The organism is Streptomyces sp. NPDC005925 (assembly GCF_040638805.1).
Taxonomy (GTDB): domain Bacteria; phylum Actinomycetota; class Actinomycetes; order Streptomycetales; family Streptomycetaceae; genus Streptomyces.
Genome location: NZ_JBEXVL010000001.1, coordinates 142553 through 162365, shown reverse-complemented (window position 1 = coordinate 162365; position 19813 = coordinate 142553). Strand labels below are relative to the sequence as shown.

General features: G+C 71.9%; 16 protein-coding genes and 2 pseudogenes. 9 read left to right on the top strand and 9 right to left on the bottom strand.

The window, feature by feature from the left end:
- The first annotated feature begins 10 nt into the window (after positions 1–10).
- From ABZ354_RS00720 to ABZ354_RS00690, 7 genes are all read left to right on the top strand, one after another.
- The gene (locus ABZ354_RS00720) at positions 11–1609 is read left to right on the top strand and encodes an AMP-binding protein (RefSeq protein WP_358651459.1); all 1599 of its coding nucleotides are present in this window, start codon (positions 11–13) and stop codon (positions 1607–1609) included.
- A gap of 33 nt (positions 1610–1642) precedes the next feature.
- Entirely contained in the window at positions 1643–2878 is a 1236-nt protein-coding gene (locus tag ABZ354_RS00715) for an FAD-dependent monooxygenase (RefSeq protein ID WP_358651457.1), read from the top strand.
- A 4-nt stretch (positions 2879–2882) separates the two neighbouring features.
- Positions 2883–3701 carry an aminotransferase class IV gene (locus ABZ354_RS00710; RefSeq protein WP_358651455.1) on the top strand — a complete coding sequence of 273 codons (819 nt, stop codon included), beginning with the start codon at positions 2883–2885 and terminating at the stop codon, positions 3699–3701.
- An 18-nt stretch (positions 3702–3719) separates the two neighbouring features.
- The gene (locus tag ABZ354_RS00705; protein ID WP_358651454.1) at positions 3720–5255 is read left to right on the top strand and encodes an FAD-binding oxidoreductase; all 1536 of its coding nucleotides are present in this window, start codon (positions 3720–3722) and stop codon (positions 5253–5255) included.
- Between the two features lie 612 nt (positions 5256–5867).
- Positions 5868–7277, top strand: coding sequence for an NAD(P)/FAD-dependent oxidoreductase (locus tag ABZ354_RS00700; RefSeq protein WP_358651453.1), 1410 nt, complete (start codon positions 5868–5870; stop codon positions 7275–7277).
- A gap of 101 nt (positions 7278–7378) precedes the next feature.
- Entirely contained in the window at positions 7379–8845 is a 1467-nt protein-coding gene (locus ABZ354_RS00695; RefSeq protein WP_358652199.1) for an AlkA N-terminal domain-containing protein, read from the top strand.
- A gap of 9 nt (positions 8846–8854) precedes the next feature.
- Positions 8855–9346, top strand: coding sequence for a methylated-DNA--[protein]-cysteine S-methyltransferase (locus ABZ354_RS00690; RefSeq protein WP_358651452.1), 492 nt, complete (start codon positions 8855–8857; stop codon positions 9344–9346).
- A gap of 8 nt (positions 9347–9354) precedes the next feature.
- On the opposite strand, the pseudogene ABZ354_RS00685 reads toward ABZ354_RS00690, so the two are convergent.
- A pseudogene (locus ABZ354_RS00685) lies at positions 9355–9468 on the bottom strand (Sir2 family NAD-dependent protein deacetylase); the annotation flags it as partial.
- A 130-nt stretch (positions 9469–9598) separates the two neighbouring features.
- On the opposite strand from ABZ354_RS00685, the pseudogene ABZ354_RS00680 reads away from it, so the two are divergent.
- A pseudogene (locus ABZ354_RS00680) lies at positions 9599–9748 on the top strand (DUF2191 domain-containing protein); the annotation flags it as partial.
- Positions 9749–9768: 20 nt separating this feature from the next.
- Here the strand turns inward: ABZ354_RS00680 and ABZ354_RS00675 are convergent.
- Complete coding sequence (locus ABZ354_RS00675) at positions 9769–10266, bottom strand: NUDIX hydrolase (protein ID WP_358651451.1); 498 nt, start codon at positions 10264–10266, stop codon at positions 9769–9771.
- Positions 10267–10699: 433 nt separating this feature from the next.
- Here ABZ354_RS00675 and ABZ354_RS00670 point away from each other — a divergent pair, with 433 nt between their 5' ends.
- Positions 10700–11818, top strand: coding sequence for a glycerate kinase (locus tag ABZ354_RS00670; protein ID WP_358652197.1), 1119 nt, complete (start codon positions 10700–10702; stop codon positions 11816–11818).
- A gap of 169 nt (positions 11819–11987) precedes the next feature.
- Here ABZ354_RS00670 and pssA read toward each other — a convergent pair whose 3' ends face one another.
- The 7 genes from pssA to ccrA all read right to left on the bottom strand — a co-directional run bounded on the left by pssA (position 11988) and on the right by ccrA (position 19786).
- The gene (gene pssA / locus ABZ354_RS00665) at positions 11988–12806 is read right to left on the bottom strand and encodes a CDP-diacylglycerol--serine O-phosphatidyltransferase (RefSeq protein ID WP_358652195.1); all 819 of its coding nucleotides are present in this window, start codon (positions 12804–12806) and stop codon (positions 11988–11990) included.
- A gap of 22 nt (positions 12807–12828) precedes the next feature.
- Complete coding sequence (locus ABZ354_RS00660) at positions 12829–13485, bottom strand: phosphatidylserine decarboxylase (RefSeq protein WP_358651450.1); 657 nt, start codon at positions 13483–13485, stop codon at positions 12829–12831.
- 170 nt (positions 13486–13655) lie between these two features.
- A complete protein-coding gene (locus ABZ354_RS00655) occupies positions 13656–14897 on the bottom strand; it encodes an acyl-CoA dehydrogenase family protein (RefSeq protein WP_358651449.1) in 1242 nt (413 codons plus the stop codon).
- A gap of 2 nt (positions 14898–14899) precedes the next feature.
- Positions 14900–15412 carry a MaoC family dehydratase gene (locus ABZ354_RS00650; protein WP_358651448.1) on the bottom strand — a complete coding sequence of 171 codons (513 nt, stop codon included), beginning with the start codon at positions 15410–15412 and terminating at the stop codon, positions 14900–14902.
- A 5-nt stretch (positions 15413–15417) separates the two neighbouring features.
- Positions 15418–16392, bottom strand: a complete 975-nt coding sequence (locus ABZ354_RS00645; protein ID WP_358651446.1) for a CoA ester lyase — start codon at positions 16390–16392, stop codon at positions 15418–15420.
- Complete coding sequence (locus tag ABZ354_RS00640) at positions 16389–18437, bottom strand: protein meaA (RefSeq protein ID WP_358651444.1); 2049 nt, start codon at positions 18435–18437, stop codon at positions 16389–16391. Before ABZ354_RS00640 ends, ABZ354_RS00645 begins: the two co-directional genes overlap by 4 nt.
- Positions 18438–18448: 11 nt before the next feature.
- Positions 18449–19786: a crotonyl-CoA carboxylase/reductase gene (gene ccrA, locus ABZ354_RS00635; protein WP_358652193.1), complete on the bottom strand. Its 1338-nt coding sequence runs from the start codon at positions 19784–19786 to the stop codon at positions 18449–18451.
- Positions 19787–19813 lie beyond the last annotated feature (27 nt).

The following is a 19813-nucleotide window of genomic DNA, read 5'->3' as shown; positions in this document are numbered from 1 at the left end:
CAGCCGCCACATGTTCTCCAGGATCACCAAACCGCTGCCGGAAAGGGCCTTCTACCTGGGCCTGCTGTGGGAGAAGGCCGCGGCCAAGTTCCCGGGCACACCGGTCACCCTCGACCAGCCGCTCGCGACCCTGCCCGACCTCGGGACCAGCTTCGACTACGCGAAGCTGGCCGACGTGGTCGACGACCTGGCGGCCCGTCTGTGGGAGACGGGCATCCGGCCGACCGAGCGGGTCGCCGTCCACAAGTCCGACAATTTCGACATCTCGCTGCTGGCCTGCGCGGTGGCCCGCATAGGCGCCGTCCCGGTGATGATCTCCTCCGCCCTGTCCGGGGAGATCGTGGGCAAGCTGCTCGCCCGACTCGACCAGCCCTGGCTGATCAGCGACGCCGCCAAGCTGACCGGCCCGCTGGACGGCGTCGACGTGGAATCCCTGACGCGCGAGACGGTGCTGGCCGGGACCGGGGCGCACGGCAAGCTGCGCCTGCTCGCGGACCTCGCGGGGCTGCCCCGCCGCCCCGCGGTGCGGTTGCACTCCTCGCAGCCGGCGCTCATCACCCACACCTCGGGCACCACGGGCGTGTCCAAGCTGATGGTCCACAACGCCAAGGCGCTGTTCCACCGGCTGCTGCCGCAGCAGATCATCGCCTGGCCGATCCGGAAGAAGGAGACGGTGGCGCTGTGCATGTCCTTCGTGCACTCGCGCTTCTTCCACTCCCTCGGTGTGTTCCTGAACTACGGCAACCCGCTGGTCGTCCTGAACGACCCGGACCCGGACAAGATCGCACCCCTCTTCGTCAAGCACCGCCCCGGTCTGGTCGAGACACACCCGAACAACTTCATCCAGTGGGAGGACCTGGCGGACGCCCCCGGCGCCCCGCTGTCCAGCGTCCGCTACTACAGCAGCACCTTCGACGCCATCCACCCCCGCACCATCCAGCGACTGCTGAAGGCCTCCGAGCGGCACCGCCCGCTGCTGATCCAGCTGTACGGGCAGAGTGAGACCGGGCCCATCTCCGGCGCCTGGTACAGCGAGAAGACCGCCGCCAAGACGGACGGCCGCGACGTCGGCTACGTCCTGCCCGGCTTCATCAGGCTGCGGGTCGTGGACGAGAGCGGCAAACCCGTCCGCAAGGGCAAGCCCGGTCACCTCGAACTGCGCGGCCGCTCCAACGTCATGACCTACCTCGGCGAGCACGAGCGCTACCTGAACAACTTCAACGACGGCTGGTGGCGGCTCGGCGACGTGGGCTACCTGGGCCGGTTCGGGAAGCTGTACCTGACCGACCGCGAGATCGACCAGATCGACGAGATCGACAGCAACCTCGAGATCGAGGACGTCCTGCTGTCCCGCCTGGAGGAACTCGTCGAGGTGATCATCGTCACCGGTCCCGAGGGCGACGCCGTCCCCGTCGTCTGCACCCGCCGGGACGCCCCGCTGGACCCGGAACGCTGGGCCCGCGCCACCGCGGATCTGCCGGCCCTCGCCGCGCCGCTGCACTGGCCGTTCAACGAGGTGCCGCGCACCTCGACGTGGAAGGTGCGGCGGGTGGAGATCATCCGGATGCTCCGCGAGAACCAGGTGCCCACCACGGGCGCTTCCGACTGACGGCGACGTCGGACGACCCCAGGGAGAGTTTTCATGTCCTCCAACGCCAACCCGCCCGAACGGGTTCCGGTCCTCGTCGTCGGGGCCGGCCCCGTGGGGCTCACCGCGGCCCTCGCCCTGCGCAGCCACGGCCTGCCCGTCACCGTCCTGGAGGCCGAGCCGGAGGACCGGGTGCGCCCGGGAAGCCGTGCGCTGTTCGTGCACCGCGAGTCGCTCAAGGTACTGGGCCGGATCAGTCCGGGTCTGGACCGCACCCTGATCCGCAACGGGGTGGTCTGGCCGACCCGCCGCACCCTCTACCGCACGAAGGAGGTCTTCGCCCGCACCTACCCGCCGAGGCCGCACCACGAAGGCCTGATCCCGCCGTTCACCAGCCTGCGGCAGATCGAGACGGAACGGCACCTGATGGCGGCCTGCGTCGAGGCGGGCGTCGACTTCCGCTGGGACTCCGAGGTCACCGGTGTGGAGAGCTCCCCGGACGGGGCCCGGCTCACCACCGGGAAGGGCGCGGTGTGGGAGGCCGAGTACGTCATCGGGGCGGACGGCGCGCGGTCCCGGGTACGCCGTTCCCAGGGCATAGAGATGGAGGGCGAGCGGTCCGAGGCCTTCCACGTCGTCGTCGACATCGAGGAGGACCCCGACGATCCGCTGCCCCTGGAGCGGGTGTTCGTCTACGAGCACCCCGCCCTGGGCGGTCGCAGCGTGATGCGCGTCCCGTTCGCCGGCGGCTTCCAGCTGGACCTGCAGTGCAAGGACGGCGACACCCCCGAGGAGTGGGCCGACGAGGCGGCGGCGGCCCGCTGGGTGGCCGCGGTGGTGGGTGAGAAGTACGCCACCCGGCTCCTGTGGGTGTCCAAGTACCGCTTCCTCCACGTGGTGGCCGCCGACTTCACCGACCCCTGCCACCGGGTGCTGCTGGTCGGCGAGGCGTCCCATCTGTTCCCGCCCTTCGGGGCACGGGGCATGAACAGTGGCATCGCCGACTCGGCCGCCGCGGCCGACGCGGTGGCGCGGGCGCTCGCGCGGCCGGACCAGCGGGTGAGCGCCGTGCGGGAGTTCGCCACGGAGCGCCGGCAGGCCGCCGTCTTCAACAGCGAGGCCGCCCGGACGGCCCTGGCCCATCTGCGGCCGAGCAGCAGGCTGACCCGGCTGAAGCAGGCCGCGGGCGCGGCGCTGTCACCGCTGGTGCCGTCCTGCGGCGAGTGGCTCGAGCGCGCGCCGTACGGGCCACGCACCGGCGCTCCGACCAACACCAAGGGACGGTACTGACACGATGACCGCCGCCCGCACCGCGCGGTGGCTCGCCTGGGACGGCGGCCGGGGTTTCGCCCCGGCCGCCGACCCGGGGGGCGACCTCCTGGTGGCCGACTCCTGGCTGGTGGAGGACGGCCGGGTGCGCGCCCTCGACCGTCACGAGGCGAGGTTCGCCGGCTCCTGCGCGCGCAAGGGCCTGGAGCGGTCCGTCGTGCGGCGGTTCTGGCGCGACGCCGTCCGCGAACTCCCCCGCACCGGGGCGTGGTTCCCCCGCGTGGAACTGCACGCCGACGGCACCCTCGCCCTGAACGTGCGCCCGGCCCCGGAATTCGGCACCTCCGTACGCGTCCTGCCCTGGCCGTACGCCGACCCGCGCACCCAGCCCTGGTGCAAGGGGCCGGACATCGGACGCCTCGCGCAGGTGCGCGCGCAGGCCCGCGACGCCGGTGCCGACGAGGCGCTGTTCCGCACCGGGGAGGGGCAGGTCACGGAGTCCGCCACGGCCAGCCTGCTGTGGTGGGACGGGCCCGACCTGTGCCTGCCGGCCGCCGAGGCCCGGCTCCTGCCCGGCGTCACCAGAGCCGTCGTCACCGGGCTGGCCCGGGACCGCGGCGTCGCGGTACGCCGCGTGAGAGCCACGCTCGAAGACCTGTACGACCGGGAGGTCTGGCTGGTCAACGCGCTGCACGGCGTCCGCCCGGTGACGGAGTGGGTCGGCACCGGGCGCACCGCGGGGCCGGCCGGGAAGGCGTCGCTGTGGCAGGAGCTGTGGCGCGCGCAGGCCCGGTCTCTGGACGACTCCCGCAGAGAGAGCACACCCGCACACCACCTGCCGTAACCAGCAAAGGAACTGAAGATGATCGAGCGTAGGACCCTGCTCGCCGCCGGAGCGGGCCTGACCGTCGCCGGCGCCGGCCTGGCCACCGTCGGCACCGCCGAGGCGCGTCCGTACCGGCGCCGCAACAGCACCGTGCCGTGGTCGCGGCTGAACCGCATGCTCAGGGGTGACCTGGTGCTCCCCGGCGACGCCGACTACGACCGCGCCCGGCTGCTGCCCAACGCCCAGTTCGACGACATCCGCCCGCAGGCCGTGGTGTACGCCGAGACCCCGTGGGACGTCGCCGTCTCGATGCGGTTCGCCCAGGACCATTCCCTGCACACCGCGGTGCGCAGCGGCGGCCACAGCTACGGCGGCTGGTCGACCACCGAGGGCCTGGTCATCAACCTCACCCGGCTCAATCACGTACGGGCCGGGCACGGCCAAGTCAGCCTCGGCCCCGGCGTCCAGGCCGTGGACGCCCTGCAGCGGCTGAGCCCGTACGGCATCAACGTCCCGGCCGGCTTCTGCGCGACGGTCTGCCCCGGCGGCTTCGTCACCGGCGGCGGAACCGGATGGCAGTACCGCCGGTCGGGCCCCGTCTGCGACAGCCTGGTCTCGGCTCAGGTGGTGCTGGCGAACGGCCGCGTCGTCACGGCCTCCGAGGACCGCAACAGCGATCTGCTGTGGGCCCTGCGCGGCGGTGGCGGCGGCAACTTCGGCGTGGTGACGGACTTCAGGATGGCGCCCAGCGTGGTCAAGCGCGTCGTCCACTACACGCTGACGTGGACGTGGGACCACGCCCAGCGGGCCGTCTCGGGCTACCTGGAGTGGTCGAAGGAGGCCTCCGCCGACCTGGCCTGCGACGGAGTCGTGCAACTCGGCGACGCCAGGCCCGGGGCGCTCCCGAACATCATCGTCACGGGTGTGCACTTCGGCACGGTGGAGGAACTGGAGGCCGAACTGGGCCTGCTCACCTCGCTGGTCGGCACCGCGCCCGCCACGCGCGCCGTGGAGGAGATGACGTACGAGCGGGCGATGATGCGGGCGTTCGGCTGCGAGGACAAGTCGGCCGACGCCTGCCACACCGCCGGCAGCAGCCCCCACGCCACGCTGCCCCGGCAGGCCTGGGTGAAGAACCGCGGCCGGATGTTCACCCGGGTGCTTCCGCAGGCCGGCGTGGACGACATGCTCGCCGCCTTCGACGCGGACCGCCGGGCGGGCCAGACCCGGGTGGTCAGCCTGCTCGGGCTGGGCAAGAACGCCAACCTGCCGTCCGTCGACGCCATGGCGTGGCCGCACCGCGACTCGCTGTACAGCGCGACGCTCATGGTCAGTCTCGCCTCGTCCACGCCGCCCGCCGAGGACAAGGCGGCCGCCCAGAGCTGGCTGAACGGCCTGTTCGACTCCATCGACCCCTACTCCAACGGGCGTTCCTACGTGAACTTCCCCGACACCGAGCTGACCGACTACGCGCACGCCTACTACGGCTCCAACCTGCCGCGGCTCAGCGCGATCAAGCGGAAGTACGACCCGCACGGCTTCTTCACCTTCCCCCACGCGGTTCCGGTGTAGCGGCGACGCGGGAGGCGGACCGCTGAAGGCTCCCGGCCCTCAGCGGTCCGCCGTATCCGCTTCTCGCGGCGCCGTTGCACCGGCACCGCGGCTCGGCCGGTCCGGCGTACCTGGTCATGGCGCGGGACGAGTGCGACGCCACCGTGTCCGGCCGGAGGCCGCCCGGGACCGCGCGGCGGCCTCCTCCCAGGCGGGCAGACGGGCGGCCCCCTCACACGCGCGGGCCGGCGTGCCGTGTCACCGGGCGCGACCACCAGCCGCCTCGCATGCCGGACCGGCCGAGATCCCCGGTCTCAGCCCGTCCCGCGGGTCGGCGAGCGGTCCCCGGGATAGGGGGCGGCCCGGTGACCGCGCTGCCCCGGCCCCGGGTGACCGAGCCGTCCGGTGTGCCCGCGACGAGGCCCCGGCACCCCGGGTGGCGGCACTGCCGGTCCGGGAGACCGGGGCCGGTCGCCGCCCGCCCGCACCCCCTCCCGCCGGGGACGGGACACGGCCCGGGGACGGGCGGCCGGTGTCCGTCTGCCGGACACCCCCGCCCGTCGTCGCCGGTGTCCGGGCCTATCCTGAACCCGAGTGGCCATCGGCCGACGAAGGAGTCCGAAGGTGCCGTCGATGCTCGACGCGGTTGTGGTGGGTGCGGGGCCGAACGGGCTGACCGCTGCCGTGGAGCTGGCCCGCCGGGGCTTCTCCGTCGCCGTCTTCGAGGCGCGGGACACCGTCGGCGGAGGAGCCCGCACCGAGGAGCTCACCCTGCCGGGCTTCCGGCACGACCCGTGCTCCGCCGCCCATCCCCTCGGCATCAACTCGCCCGCCTTCCGCGCCATGCCCCTGGAGCGCTACGGCCTGGAGTGGCTGCACGCCCCGCTGCCCATGGCCCACCCCTTCCCGGACGGCACCGCCGCCGTGCTGTCCCGCTCGGTCGCCGAGACCGCCGCGTCCTTCGGGCCGCGCGACGCGGGCTCCTACCGTAAGCTGGTCGCGCCGTTCCTCCCCAAGTGGGACACCCTGGCCCGCGACTTCATGTCCCTGCCGCTCACCGCGCTGCCCCGCGACCCGGTCACCCTCGCCCGCTTCGGACTCGCCGGACTGCCCCCGTCGACATGGCTGATGCGCCGCTTCCGCGACGAGAGGGCGAAGACGCTGTTCGCCGGGCTCGTCGCCCACGTCATGGCGCCGCTGGGCGGCTTCGCGACCGGAGCCATCGGCCTCGTCTTCGCCCTCGCGGCGCACGCCCGCGGCTGGCCCGTGGCCCGCGGCGGCTCCCAGTCCGTCTCGGACGCCCTCGCCGCCTACCTGACGGACCTCGGCGGCACCATTCACACCGACTACGAGGTCAAACGCCTCGACGACCTGCCGCCGGCCCGCGCGTACGTCTTCGACACCTCGCCCACCGCCCTCGCCCGGATCGCGGGCCTCGGCGGCTACTACGACCGCTACCGGTACGGGCCCGGCGTCTTCAAGATCGACTACGCGCTGGACGGGCCGGTGCCGTGGACCGCGCCCGAGGCCCGCTCCGCCGGCACCGTGCAGATCGGCGCGAACAGCGCGGAGATCGGCACCGCCCTGCGCGCCGCCTCCCGCGAGGGCCGGGCGCCCGACGCGCCGTTCCTCATCACCGTGCAGCCCGGCGTCGCCGACCCCGGCCGCGCCCCCGGGGGCAAGCAGGTCTTCTGGGCGTACGGCCACGTCCCCAGCGGCTGGACCGGCGACCTGACCGACGCCGTGGAACGCCAACTGGAGCGTTTCGCACCGGACTTCCGCGACCGGGTACTCGCCCGCGCCACCGCGGGACCCCCCGAGCTCGCCGCCCGCAACGCCAACTACGTGGGCGGGGACATCGCCTCCGGCGCGGTCTCCGGCCTCCAGATCATGCTGCGCCCCAAGCTGTCCCTGTTCCCCTACGGCACGCCCCACCCGGCCGTGTTCATCTGCTCCTCGGCCACCCCACCGGGCCCTGGCGTGCACGGCATGTCCGGCCACAACGCGGCGAAAGCGGTCTGGCGCAGCCTGCGCCGAACCTGACGGCGACCGGGCCCCGGCCAGGGGCGCCCCGCAAGCTCGATGTCGGATTCCCGCCAGCCGCCGGCCCGCCGGTCGTCGATGCTGGACGTATGCGAGAGGCCATGCACACCGACACCGAGCGCTGCGCGCGTGCCGTGCGGTCGAAGGACGCGCGGTTCGACGGATGGTTCTTCACGGCCGTCCTGACCACCCGGATCTACTGCCGGCCCAGCTGCCCGGTGGTGCCGCCCAAGCCGGAGAACATGACGTTCTACCCGAGCGCGGCTGCCTGTCAGCGGGCCGGGTTCCGGGCGTGCAAACGCTGCCGCCCCGACACCAGCCCCGGTTCCCCGCAGTGGAACCAGCGGGCCGACCTCACCGCCCGCGCGATGCGGCTGATCGCCGACGGCGTCGTGGACCGCGACGGCGTCCCCGGCCTCGCCGCCCGACTCGGTTACAGCACCCGCCAGATCGAACGGCACCTGCTCGCCGAACTGGGCGCCGGCCCGCTCGCCCTGGCCCGCGCCCAGCGCGCCCAGACCGCCCGGCTGCTCATCGAGACGACCGGCCTGCCGATGGCGCGGATCGCCTTCGCCGCGGGTTTCGCCTCCATCCGCACCTTCAACGACACCGTCCGGGAGGTCTTCGCGCTCGCCCCGACCGAGCTGCGCGCCCGCGCCCCCAGGACCCCCGGCGGCGCCCGGGGCGCCCTGTCGCTGCGGCTGCCGTTCCGTGCCCCGCTCCACCCCGACAACCTCTTCGGCCACCTCGCCGCCACCGCCGTACCCGGCGTGGAGGAGTGGCGGGACGGCGCCTACCGGCGCACCCTGCGGCTGCCGTACGGACACGGCATCGCCGCCCTGACCCCGGCACCGGATCACATCGCCTGCCGTCTCACCCTCACCGACCTGCGGGACCTCCCCGTCGCCATCAGCCGCTGCCGCCGCATGCTCGACCTCGACGCCGACCCCGAAGCGATCGACGGCCGGCTCCGCACCGACCCCGTCCTCGCCCCGCTGGTCGACAAGGCGCCGGGACGCCGGGTGCCGCGCACGGTGGACGAGGCGGAGTTCGCCGTACGGGCCGTGCTCGGCCAGCAGGTGTCCACGGCCGCCGCCCGCACCCACGCCGCCCGCCTGGTCACGGCGCACGGCGAACCCGTGGACGACCCCGAGGGCGGCCTCACCCACCTCTTCCCGTCGACCGGGGCCCTCGCCGCTCTGGACCCGGAGACACTGGCCATGCCCCGCACCCGCCGCACCACCTTCACCACCCTCGTCGGCCGCCTCGCCGACGGCTCACTGCACCTGGGCGTCGAGAGCGACTGGCCGCGCGCCCGCGCCGAACTCCTCGCACTGCCCGGCCTCGGCCCCTGGACCGCCGACGTCATCGCCATGCGCGCCCTCGGCGACCCCGACGCCTTCCTGCCCACCGACCTCGGCATCCGCCGCGCCGCCCGCGACCTCGGCCTGCCCGCGACACCCGCCGCGCTCACCGCCCGCGCGGCGGACTGGCGGCCCTGGCGGGCGTACGCCGTGCAGTACCTGTGGGCGACCGACAGCCACCCGATCAACCTCCTCCCGGTATAAGGACGTCTCGTGTCACAGCACCGACAGCACACAGTGGTCGACAGCCCGTACGGCCCGCTCACCCTCGTCGCGGAGGAGGGCACCCTGTGCGGCCTCTACATGGTGGCCCAGCGGCACCGCCCCGCCGAGGAGACCTTCGGGGTACGCGACGAAACCCCCTTCGCCGAGACGCGGGAGCAACTGGAGGACTTCTTCGAGGGCGAACGGAAGGAGTTCACCCTCGGCCTCCGCCTGAACGGCACGCCCTTCCAGCGCCGCGTCTGGGACGAGCTGCGCCGCATCCCCTACGGCGAGACCCGCACCTACGGCGAACTCGCCGAACTCCTCGGCACACCCAAGGCGTCCCGCGCCGTGGGACTGGCCAACGGCAGGAACCCCATCGGCGTCATCGTGCCCTGCCACCGCGTCATCGGCGCCACCGGCAGCCTCACCGGCTACGGCGGCGGCCTGGACCGCAAACGCCGCCTGCTGGACTTCGAACGAGGGGCGGGCCTCTTCTGATCAGCTTCCCGGACGGACTCCGGGTCCCGCCGCCACAGCCCGTGCGGGCCCCGGTAGTCGGGGATGCCGGAGTCGGTGGAGACGCCCGCACCACTGAAGACGGCGACGAGAGGCTTGCCCATGCCGGCGAGAGTAGGCCGTGTGCCGCCGAAGCGGCCGGCGCACCACCGGTTCGCGCGGGCTCGGACCGGTGCCGGCGTCCGGACACGGCGAAGGCCACGCGTCGCTGGACGCGCACTCGTCGTCGAAGTCATGGTCCTCGCAGGCGTCGGCAGCCCCCAGGACGCCATGGAACTCGCCGTCCGCGACCACCTTCCGCGCGGGCATCGCACCGAGGCCCGCGTCGCCGGGCGCGAGGAGGCGCCGCGCGACGTGGACCTCAGGCCTCGGGACCACCAGGGCCAACCGGCCCCGCACCGCAGCTACGGCCCGACGGGACGGCCGTTCTCCATCTCGACCGTGTCCGCACCCGAGTCCAGGGCGTCCAGCGCGGCAAGCACCCGGCGTCCGAGCGCGCCCGGCAGCCGGCCGGCGAGCTCATCGCGCGGCACGAGCCGCCAGGACAGCAGCTCCTCCTCCTGGAGCCGGATGGCCTTGAGATCGTCCTCGCCGAGCACCCCGCCGTCGTACAGGTACGCGACGAGCGGCGGCCGGCCCGTGCCCGGCACCCAGTCGACCGCCAGCAGCCGCCCCGGCGCGCGGTCCAGCCCGATCTCCTCGGCCGTCTCGCGCCGCGCCCCCTGCCGCGGGCTCTCACCGTCGTCCGACTCGACGGTCCCGCCCGGCAACGCCCACCCCTCCCGGTAGTTGGGCTCGACGAGCAGCACCCGCCCCCGCGCGTCACGGAACAGCGTGGCGGCCGCGGCCAGCACACGGGGCAGGGAGGCGATGTAGGCGGCGTAGTCTCCGGTCTCGGTCATCCGGGAAGAGTAGCGACCCGCGCCCGCCCCCGAGGCAGCGCCCGGGACCGCCCCCACCCTGGACACCGGATGCCGTCCCGGTGCCACTGGCGGGCGTCGCGGCCCGAGCGGGCGACGGGCGGACGCAGGGCGCGCAGCCCGTCCGGCAGCGTCGGATCCGCCGGGTGCGGGCCGTGGACGCGGAGGTGGCCGAGGGGCCCTGCCTGCTTCGGGGGCCGTCTCGTGACGGTGCTCGGGCAGGCGGCGGGTGAGCCCTCGCGCGCAGGTCCGGGTACTGGGCGCGGCATGGCGGCGGTGACGGCGGGCGGTTAGGGTCGCAGCGGCGCGACCGGCCGTGACGTGCACCTGGACGTACACGGCCCGGAGAGCAAGGGGAAGACGCGTGGCAGACGCTTCAGGGACCGACACCGCGAAGGGCCGGCCGGCCAGGCGGGTGCTGATCGCCGCGGACAAGTTCAAGGGCTCGCTGACGGCCGTGGAGGTCGCCGACCGGGTCACGGCCGGGCTGCGCCGGGTCCTGCCGGACCTCGAGGTGGCCGCGCTGCCCGTGGCCGACGGCGGGGACGGGACGGTGGCCGCCGCGGTCGCGGCCGGTTTCGAGCGGCGCGAGGTACGCGTCACCGGCCCCCTCGGCGACGAGACCACCGCCGCTTTCGCGCTGCGCGGTGACACGGCCGTCGTCGAAATGGCCGAGGCGAGCGGGCTCCAGCGGCTGCCGGCCGGGCTGTTCGCCCCGCTCACGGCCTCCACGTACGGCTCCGGTGAACTCCTGCGCGCCGCCCTCGACGCGGGCGCGCGGACTGTCGTGTTCGGAGTCGGCGGCAGTGCCACCACGGATGGCGGCGCCGGCATGCTGGCCGCGCTGGGCGCCCGCTTCCGTACCGCCGACGGTACGCCCGTGCGGCCCGGGGGAGGCGGTCTGGCCGAGCTGGCCTCGGCCGACCTGTCCGGCCTCGACCCGCGTCTCGCGGACGTCGAGCTCGTCCTCGCGAGCGATGTCGACAACCCGCTGACCGGCCCCAACGGAGCACCGGCCGTGTACGGCCCGCAGAAGGGTGCCACGGCGGACGACATCGCCGCGCTGGACTCCGCCCTCGCGCACTACGCCACGGTCCTGGAGGAGGCGGTGGGCCCGCGGGCCGCGGAGTACGCCGCGTCGCCGGGCGCGGGCGCCGCAGGGGGCCTCGGTTACGGTGCGCTGCTGGTCGGGGCACGGTTCCGGCCCGGCATCGAGGTGATGCTCGACGTGCTGGGCTTCGCGCCCGCGCTGGAGGGCGCCGAGCTGGTGATCACCGGTGAGGGGTCCCTCGACGCGCAGACGCTGCACGGCAAGGCGCCGGCGGGTGTCGCTGCGGCGGCGCGTGCGGCGGGCAAGGACGTGGTGGCGGTGTGCGGGCGCCTTGCGCTGGCACCGGAGGTGCTGGAGCGGGCCGGGATCCGTCGGGCGTACGCGCTGACGGATCTCGAGCCGGACGTCGCGGTGTGCGTCGCGGGGGCGGGCCCCCTCCTGGAGCGGGTGGCGGAGCGGATCGCCCGGGATTCCCTGCACTGACCAGGGTCACCCGTGTTCCCGCCCCGTCCGTCCCCGGGGGCCCCGTCCGGCCGGACGGCCTCGTCGTCGGACGCCGGACGGGCGGAGACGTCAGCCGGCAGACAAAAAACGGCGAGGCCCCGGACCCTGTCATCAGGTCCGGGGCCTCGCCCCTGCGGCTCGGAGGCCGCTACGGCAGCTGCGCCGCCCGCGCCTCGCGTCGGTTGTCGCGGAAGTTGTTCACCCGGCGGGCCGTCGCGAACAGGGGGATCACCGCGCCCATGACCAGCTGCAGCGCGCAGCCCGTCTGGAGCAGCAGCTGCCCGCTCGGCGCCTCGAACGCCCACGCGGCCAGCAGGCCCATCGACAGCACGATCCACGACAGCATCGCCCCGGCGAGACGGCCCCGCGGCTTCGGGTACTCCACCCGGCTCACCATCAGCCACGCCGTCCCGAGGATGGCCAGCAGTGTCGCCACGAAGGGCAGCTCCAGCAGCACGATCGACACGACCGTCAGCGCGCCGAACGGTGACGGCATGCCCTGGAAGGTGCCGTCCTTCACGGTGACGCAGGAGAAGCGCGCAAGTCTCAGCACCACCGCCAGCAGCACCACGATCGCCCCGACCGCCGCCACCCGCTGATGGGCGTCGTCGGCGACCATGCCGTAGACCAGCACGAAGTACGCGGGGGCCAGGCCGAAGCTGATCAGGTCGGAGAGGTTGTCCAGCTCCGCGCCCATGGGGGAGGAGCGCAGCTTGCGCGCCACCAGGCCGTCGAACAGGTCGAAGACCGCGGCGCACAGCATCAGGATGACCGCGGTGGCCGCGCTGTGGCGCGCCATCCCGGACTCCTGGCTGCCCGTGAGGTGCGGGATAAGGATGCCGGTCGTGGTGAAGTACACCGCCATGAAGCCGCACGTGGCGTTGCCCAGCGTCAGCGTGTCCGCTATCGACAGGCGGAGAGAGAGGGGCATCTCCTCTTCTTCGTCGACCTCGTCGGTGTCCGGCACCCAGCCGGCCTTGGTATCCGGATCAATCACGGTCAATGCGAGTCACCCCAGCCACGGTCTTCTGACCGACCTCGACCGCCACCTCCACGCCTTCCGGGAGGTACAGGTCGACGCGTGAGCCGAACCGGATCAGGCCGATCCGCTCGCCCTGCTCGACCTTCGTGCCCTGCGGAACGTACGGCACGATGCGGCGGGCCACCGCGCCGGCGATCTGGATCATCTCGATGTCACCGAGCTCGGTGTCGAAGTGCCAGACCACACGCTCGTTGTTCTCGCTCTCCTTGTTGAAAGCGGGAACGAAACCGCCGGGAATGTGCTCGACGGACGTCACCGTTCCGGCCAGCGGCGCGCGGTTGACGTGGACGTTGAGCGGGCTCATGAAGATGGCGACGCGGGTGCGGCCGTCCTTCCACGGCATGATGCTCTGCACCACACCGTCGGCGGGCGAGATGACCCGGCCCTGGGTGATCTCGCGCTCGGGGTCGCGGAAGAACCACAGCATTCCCGCCGCCAGCGCGGTGGCGGGAACGGCGACGGCCCTGGCCGTGCCCGAGCGGCGGGCACGGACCAGGCTGAGGGCTGCGGTGGCGACGGTCGGAAGGAGCCACGGCGATGCTCCGCGCGCGAGGCGTACGCCGGCCCGGCTGTCGCGAGGTGCAGAGGTTTGGCTGTGGGGCATGGATGACCTTCGTAGCGGATGATGCCGCGCTGTTGCGGGGGACGGCGGCTTTCCGGCGATCGTAGCGGCTTCCGGCCGCAACTGGGTAAGCCAGGAAGCGGAGTCGGCGGCCGAAGAATGCTGACGCGGCGTGATCCTCACCCCGAAGAAAACGCACCGTAACCGGACATCTAGCCCTGGAAACGATACTCTTCGAGCAACCTGCGGCCGATGATCATTTTCTGGATTTCGGCGGTACCTTCACCGATGAGCAACATCGGCGCCTCGCGGTAGAGGCGCTCGATCTCGTACTCCTTGGAGAACCCGTATCCCCCGTGGATACGGAAGGCGTCCTCCACGACCTCTTTGCAGTACTCGGAGGCGAGGTACTTCGCCATCCCTGCCTCAAGGTCGTTTCGTTCGCCCGAGTCCTTTTTGCGTGCGGCATTCACCATCATCGCATGAGCGGCCTCCACCTTGGTAGCCATCTCCGCGAGCTTGAACTGGATCGCCTGGTGCTGGGCGATCTGCTTGCCGAAGGTGTGGCGCTGCTGGGCGTACCGCACACCCAGCTCGAACGCACGCTGTGCGACGCCGCAGCCACGCGCCGCGACGTTGACGCGGCCCACCTCCACGCCGTCCATCATCTGGTAGAAGCCCCGGCCGGTGACCCCGCCGAGCACCCGGTCGGCGGGAACGCGCAGGCCGTCCATGATGAGCTCGGTGGTGTCGACACCCTTGTAGCCCATCTTGTCGATCTTGCCCGGGATGGTCAGGCCGGGGCGGACCTCGCCGAAGCCGGGCTCCTTCTCCACGAGGAAGGTCGTCATCGACTTGTGCGGCGCTGTGCCCTCGGGGTGTCCTTCATCACTTCTCACCAGGACGGCGACCAGGGAGGACGTTCCGCCGTTCGTCAGCCACATCTTCTGGCCGTTCAGGACGTACTCTCCCCCACGCTCGGCTGCGCTCGCGCGGGAGGTGCCCCCATCGTCCTTCACGGCTTTCGACGTGATCGCCGACACGTCGGAACCCAGGCCCGGCTCCGACATGGAGAACGCGCCGCGGATGTCCCCGGTCGCCATCCTCGGCAGGAAGTGGTCCTTCTGCTCCTGCGTGCCGTGCTGCTTGAGCATGTACGCCACGATGAAGTGGGTGTTGATGATGCCGGACACCGACATCCAGCCGCGGGCGATCTCCTCCACGCACAGCGCGTACGTCAGGAGGGACTCGCCCAGACCGCCGTACTCCTCGGGGATCATCAGACCGAACAGGCCGAGCTCCTTCAGCCCGTCGACGATCTGCTGCGGGTACTCGTCGCGGTGCTCCAGCCCGGTCGCGACCGGGATGATCTCCTTGTCCACGAAATCGCGGACGGTGGACAGGATCTCCTGCTGGACGTCGGTCAGACCGGCGGTCTGGGCGAGGCGCGCCATGGCTACTTCTCCTGCTCCCTGGGTTCGGGGCGGCCGGGCTGCTCGCCGCCGCGCTCCTTGATGTACGTCTCGGTCGGCACCATCACCTTGCGGCGGAAGACGCAGACCAGCGTGCCGTCCTGCTTGTAGCCCCTGGTCTCCACGTGCACGATGCCGCGGTCGTTCTTCGACTTCGACGGCCGCTTGTCGAGCACGGTCGTCTCGCCGTAGACCGTGTCACCGTGGAAGGTGGGCGCCACGTGCCTGAGCGACTCGATCTCCAGATTGGCGATGGCCTTGCCGGAGACGTCCGGTACGGACATGCCGAGCAGGAGGGAGTAGATGTAGTTCCCGACGACCACGTTCTTGCCGAAGTCCGTCGTCTTCTCGGCGTAGTTCGCGTCCATGTGGAGGGGGTGGTGGTTCATGGTGAGGAGACAGAAGAGATGGTCGTCGTACTCCGTGACCGTCTTCCCGGGCCAGTGCTTGTAGACCGCCCCGACCTCGAACTCCTCGTACGTCCGTCCGAACTGCATGGTTCTCAGGCCTCCGGGATCTCGAACGCCGACGTGCGCCGCATGCCGGCGGCGCGTCCCTTGCCCGCGACGACCAGCGCCATCTTGCGGCTGGCCTCGTCGATCATCTCGTCGCCGAGCATCGCGGAGCCCTTCTTGCCGCCCGCCTCGGACGTGCAGTACTCGTACGCGTCCAGGATCAGCTCGGCGTGGTCGTAGTCCTCCTGCGACGGCGAGAAGATCTCGTTGGACGCCTCGACCTGGCCCGGGTGCAGCACCCACTTGCCGTCGAAGCCGAGCGCCGCGGCGCGCCGGGCGACCTCGCGGTAGCCGTCGACGTTGCGGATCTGCAGGTAGGGGCCGTCGATCGCCTGGAGGTCGTTGGCGCGGGCGGCCATCAGGATCTTCATCAGGATGTAGTGGTAGGCGTCCGCCGGGTAACCGGGCGGCTGCTCGCCCACGACCAGCGACTTCATGTTGATCGACGCCATGAAGTCGGCCGGGCCGAAGATGATCGTCTCGACGCGCGGGGAGGCCTGCGCGATCTCGTTGACGTTGTTGAGGCCCTGGGCGTTCTCGATCTGTGCCTCGATGCCGATGCGGCCGACCTCGAAACCCATCGTCTTCTCGATCTGGGTCAGCAGCAGGTCCAGCGCGACGATCTGCTGCGCGTTCTGCACCTTCGGCAGCATGATGCAGTCGAGGTTCGGGCCTGCCCCCTCCACCACCGTCACGACGTCCCGGTACGTCCACTCGGTCGTCCAGTCGTTGACGCGGACCACGCGCGTCTTGCCCGTCCAGTCGCCCTCGTTGAGGAACTTGACGATGGTGTGCCGGGCCTCGGGCTTGGCGAGCGGCGCGCAGGCGTCCTCCAGGTCGAGGAAGACCTGGTCGGCGGGGAGGCCCTGGGCCTTCTCCAGGAAGCGCGGGTTGCTTCCCGGTACGGCGAGGCAGGAGCGCCGCGGGCGAAGGCGGTTGACCTGCGGGACGGGCGTGGTCATGCGGGGACCTCCAGGGGGTCGAGCTTGTTCGCTGTGCGGATCTCGTCGACGATGCGGCCGATGATTCCGGTGATGTCGAAGTCCTTCGGGGTGAAGACCGCGGCCACTCCGGCGGCCCGCAACTGCTCGGCGTCACCGCTGGGGATGATGCCACCGGCGATCACCGGGATGTCTGTGGCGCCGGCCACACGCAGCCGTTCCAGGACATCGGGGACCAGCTGCGCGTGCGAGCCGGACAGGATCGACAGGCCGACCGCGTGCACGTCCTCCGCGAGGGCCGCGTCCACGATCTGCTCGGGGGTGAGCCGGATGCCCTGGTAGACCACCTCGAACCCGGCGTCACGGGCTCGTACGGCGATCTGCTCGGCGCCGTTGGAGTGCCCGTCCAGGCCCGGCTTGCCCACCAGGAAGCGCAGCTTGCCGACGCCGAGGTCCTGCGCCGTCAGCTCCACCCGGCGGCGTACCACGGCGAGCTGGGAGCCCTCCTCGGCGGGGATCGCCACGGGGGCCGACGACACGCCCGTCGGGGCGCGGAACTCGCCGAACACCTCGCGCAGCGCCCCGGCCCACTCGCCGGTGGTGACGCCGGCGCGGGCGCACTCCACGGTGGCCTCCATCAGGTTGGCGGTGCCGCGCGCGGCCTCCTTCAGCCTCTCCAGCGCCTTGCAAGGGCGCGGGTGGTTGAAGGGTGGCTGGTAGCGGGTGTCGCGCCAGTGCTGCAGCGAGGCGATGACGCGGGCCTCGACCGCCGGGTCCACCGTCTGGATCGCGGTGTCCAGGTCGGCGGTCAGCGGGTTCGGCTCGGTGCCCTCGAAGACGTTGACGCCGACGATCTTCTCCTGGCCGGATTCGATCCGCGCCCGGCGCTCCGCGTGCGAGGCGACCAGCTGCGACTTGAGGTAGCCCGACTCGACGGCGGCCATCGCGCCGCCCATGTCCTGGATCCGCTCGATCTCCGTGAGGGACTCGGCGACCAGCTCCTCCACCTTCGCCTCGATCACCGTCGAGCCCTCGAAGATGTCGCCGTACTCCAGCAGGTCGCTCTCGTAGGCCAGGACCTGCTGGATGCGCAGGGACCACTGCTGGTCCCAGGGGCGCGGCAGGCCGAGGGCCTCGTTCCAGGCCGGCAGTTGCACGGCACGCGCGCGGGCGTCCTTGGAGAGCGTCACGGCGAGCATCTCAAGCACGATCCGCTGGACGTTGTTCTCGGGCTGCGCCTCGGTCAGGCCGAGGGAGTTGACCTGCACGCCGTAGCGGAAGCGGCGGTGCCTGGGGTTCTCGATGCCGTACCGCTCGCGCGTGACGCGGTCCCAGATGCGGCCGAAGGCGCGCATCTTGCACATCTCCTCGACGAAGCGGACGCCCGCGTTCACGAAGAACGAGATGCGGCCGACGACGTCGCCCATGCGTTCCTCGGGCACCTGCCCGCTGTCGCGCACCGCGTCCAGCACGGCGATGGCGGTGGACATCGCGTACGCGATCTCCTGCACCGGCGTGGCGCCCGCCTCCTGCAGGTGGTAGCTGCAGATGTTGATCGGGTTCCATTTGGGCAGGTGGGAGACCGTGTACGCGATCATGTCCGTCGTCAGACGGAGGGAGGGAACCGGCGGGAAGACGTGCGTCCCCCGTGACAGGTACTCCTTCACGATGTCGTTCTGCGTCGTCCCCTGGAGCTTGGTGAGGTCCGCGCCCTGCTCCTCGGCGACGACCTGGTAGAGCGCCAGCAGCCACATGGCCGTGGCGTTGATCGTCATGGACGTGTTCATCTGCTCCAGGGGGATGTCCTGGAACAGCCGCCGCATGTCCCCGAGGTGCGCCACCGGCACGCCGACCCGGCCGACCTCGCCGCGGGCGAGGATGTGGTCGGAGTCGTAGCCGGTCTGCGTCGGCAGGTCGAACGCGACCGACAGACCGGTCTGGCCCTTGGCGAGATTGCGCCGGTACAGCTCGTTGGACGCCTCGGCCGTGGAGTGACCGGCGTACGTCCGCATCAGCCACGGCCGGTCCTTTTCCGCCCGCTTCCCGGCGGGCTGACGCTCACTCATGCGCGGCGTCCTCAGATGTTCCGGAAGCGGTTGATGGCGTCGACGTGCTGGGCGCGCATCTCCTCGTCGCGCACGCCCAGGCCCTCCTCGGGGGCCAGGCACAGCACGCCGACCTTGCCCTGGTGGAGGTTGCGGTGCACGTCGTACGCGGCCTGCCCGGTGTCCTCGAGGGAGTACACCCTGGACAGCGTCGGGTGGATCTTGCCCTTGGCCAGCAGCCGGTTGGCCTCCCAGGCCTCGCGGTAGTTGGCGAAGTGCGAGCCGATGATGCGCTTCAGGGACATCCACAGGTAGCGGTTGTCGTACTGGTGCATGTAGCCCGAGGTGGAGGCGCAGGTGACGATGGTGCCGCCCTTGCGGGTGACGAACACGGACGCGCCGAAGGTCTCCCTGCCGGGGTGCTCGAAGACGATGTCGACGTCCTCGCCGCCGGTCAGCTCGCGGATGCGCTTGCCGAAGCGCTTCCACTCCCTGGGGTCCTGGGTGTTCTCGTCCTTCCAGAACCGGTAGTCCTCGGCCGAGCGGTCGATGATCAGCTCGGCGCCCATCTTCCGGCAGATCTCGGCCTTCTGCTCGCTGGAGACGACACAGATCGGGGTGGCGCCGCCGGCCAGGGCGAACTGCGTGGCGTACGAGCCGAGGCCGCCGCTCGCGCCCCAGATCAGGACGTTGTCGCCCTGCTTCATCTGCGCGCCGTTGGCGGAGACGAGCTGCCGGTAGGCGGTGGAGTTGACCAGCCCGGGGGCGGCGGCCTCCTCCCAGCTGAGGTGCTGGGGCTTGGGCATCAGCTGGTTGGACTTGACGAGCGCGATCTCCGCGAGGCCGCCGAAGTTCGTCTCGAAGCCCCAGATGCGCTGCTCCGGGTCGAGCATCGTGTCGTTGTGGCCGTCGCTGGACTCCAGCTCGACGGACAGGCAGTGCGCCACGACCTCGTCGCCGGGCCGCCAGGCGTTGACACCGGGGCCGGTGCGCAGCACGACGCCCGCGAGGTCGGAGCCGATGACGTGGTACGGCAGGTCGTGGCGCTTGGCCAGGTCGTTGGAGCGGCCGTAACGCTCCAGGAAGCCGAACGTGGACAGCGGCTCGAAGATCGAGGTCCAGACCGAGTTGTAGTTGACCGAGGAGGCCATCACGGCCACCAGAGCCTCACCCGGGCCCAGTTCGGGCACCGGCACGTCGTCGAGGTGGAGCGACTTGCGCGGGTCCTTCTCGCGGGTGGACATGCCCGCGAACATCTCCGTCTCGTCCTTGTGCACGGTGATCGCGCGGTACGACTCGGGCAGGGGCAGGGCGGCGAAGTCGGCCGGCGTGGAGTCGGGCGACTGGATCGCGTCGAGGATGTCCTTCACGGTCACGGTGTTGCCTCCGGCGGTGAG

What these genes read in the sequence shown, in the direction of transcription:
- ABZ354_RS00650 (WP_358651448.1), bottom strand. Translation starts at nt 15,412, where the DNA reads ATGCAGTTCGGACGGACGTACGAGGAGTTCGAGGTCGGGGCGGTCTAC.
- ABZ354_RS00655 (WP_358651449.1), bottom strand. Translation starts at nt 14,897, where the DNA reads ATGGCGCGCCTCGCCCAGACCGCCGGTCTGACCGACGTCCAGCAGGAG.
- ABZ354_RS00660 (WP_358651450.1), bottom strand. Translation starts at nt 13,485, where the DNA reads ATGCCCCACAGCCAAACCTCTGCACCTCGCGACAGCCGGGCCGGCGTA.
- ABZ354_RS00675 (WP_358651451.1), bottom strand. Translation starts at nt 10,266, where the DNA reads ATGACCGAGACCGGAGACTACGCCGCCTACATCGCCTCCCTGCCCCGT.
- ABZ354_RS00715 (WP_358651457.1), top strand. Translation starts at nt 1,643, where the DNA reads ATGTCCTCCAACGCCAACCCGCCCGAACGGGTTCCGGTCCTCGTCGTC.
- ABZ354_RS00720 (WP_358651459.1), top strand. Translation starts at nt 11, where the DNA reads ATGTTCTCCAGGATCACCAAACCGCTGCCGGAAAGGGCCTTCTACCTG.
- ABZ354_RS00705 (WP_358651454.1), top strand. Translation starts at nt 3,720, where the DNA reads ATGATCGAGCGTAGGACCCTGCTCGCCGCCGGAGCGGGCCTGACCGTC.
- ABZ354_RS00640 (WP_358651444.1), bottom strand. Translation starts at nt 18,437, where the DNA reads ATGAGTGAGCGTCAGCCCGCCGGGAAGCGGGCGGAAAAGGACCGGCCG.
- ABZ354_RS00710 (WP_358651455.1), top strand. Translation starts at nt 2,883, where the DNA reads ATGACCGCCGCCCGCACCGCGCGGTGGCTCGCCTGGGACGGCGGCCGG.
- ABZ354_RS00700 (WP_358651453.1), top strand. Translation starts at nt 5,868, where the DNA reads ATGCTCGACGCGGTTGTGGTGGGTGCGGGGCCGAACGGGCTGACCGCT.
- ABZ354_RS00695 (WP_358652199.1), top strand. Translation starts at nt 7,379, where the DNA reads ATGCACACCGACACCGAGCGCTGCGCGCGTGCCGTGCGGTCGAAGGAC.
- ABZ354_RS00645 (WP_358651446.1), bottom strand. Translation starts at nt 16,392, where the DNA reads ATGACCACGCCCGTCCCGCAGGTCAACCGCCTTCGCCCGCGGCGCTCC.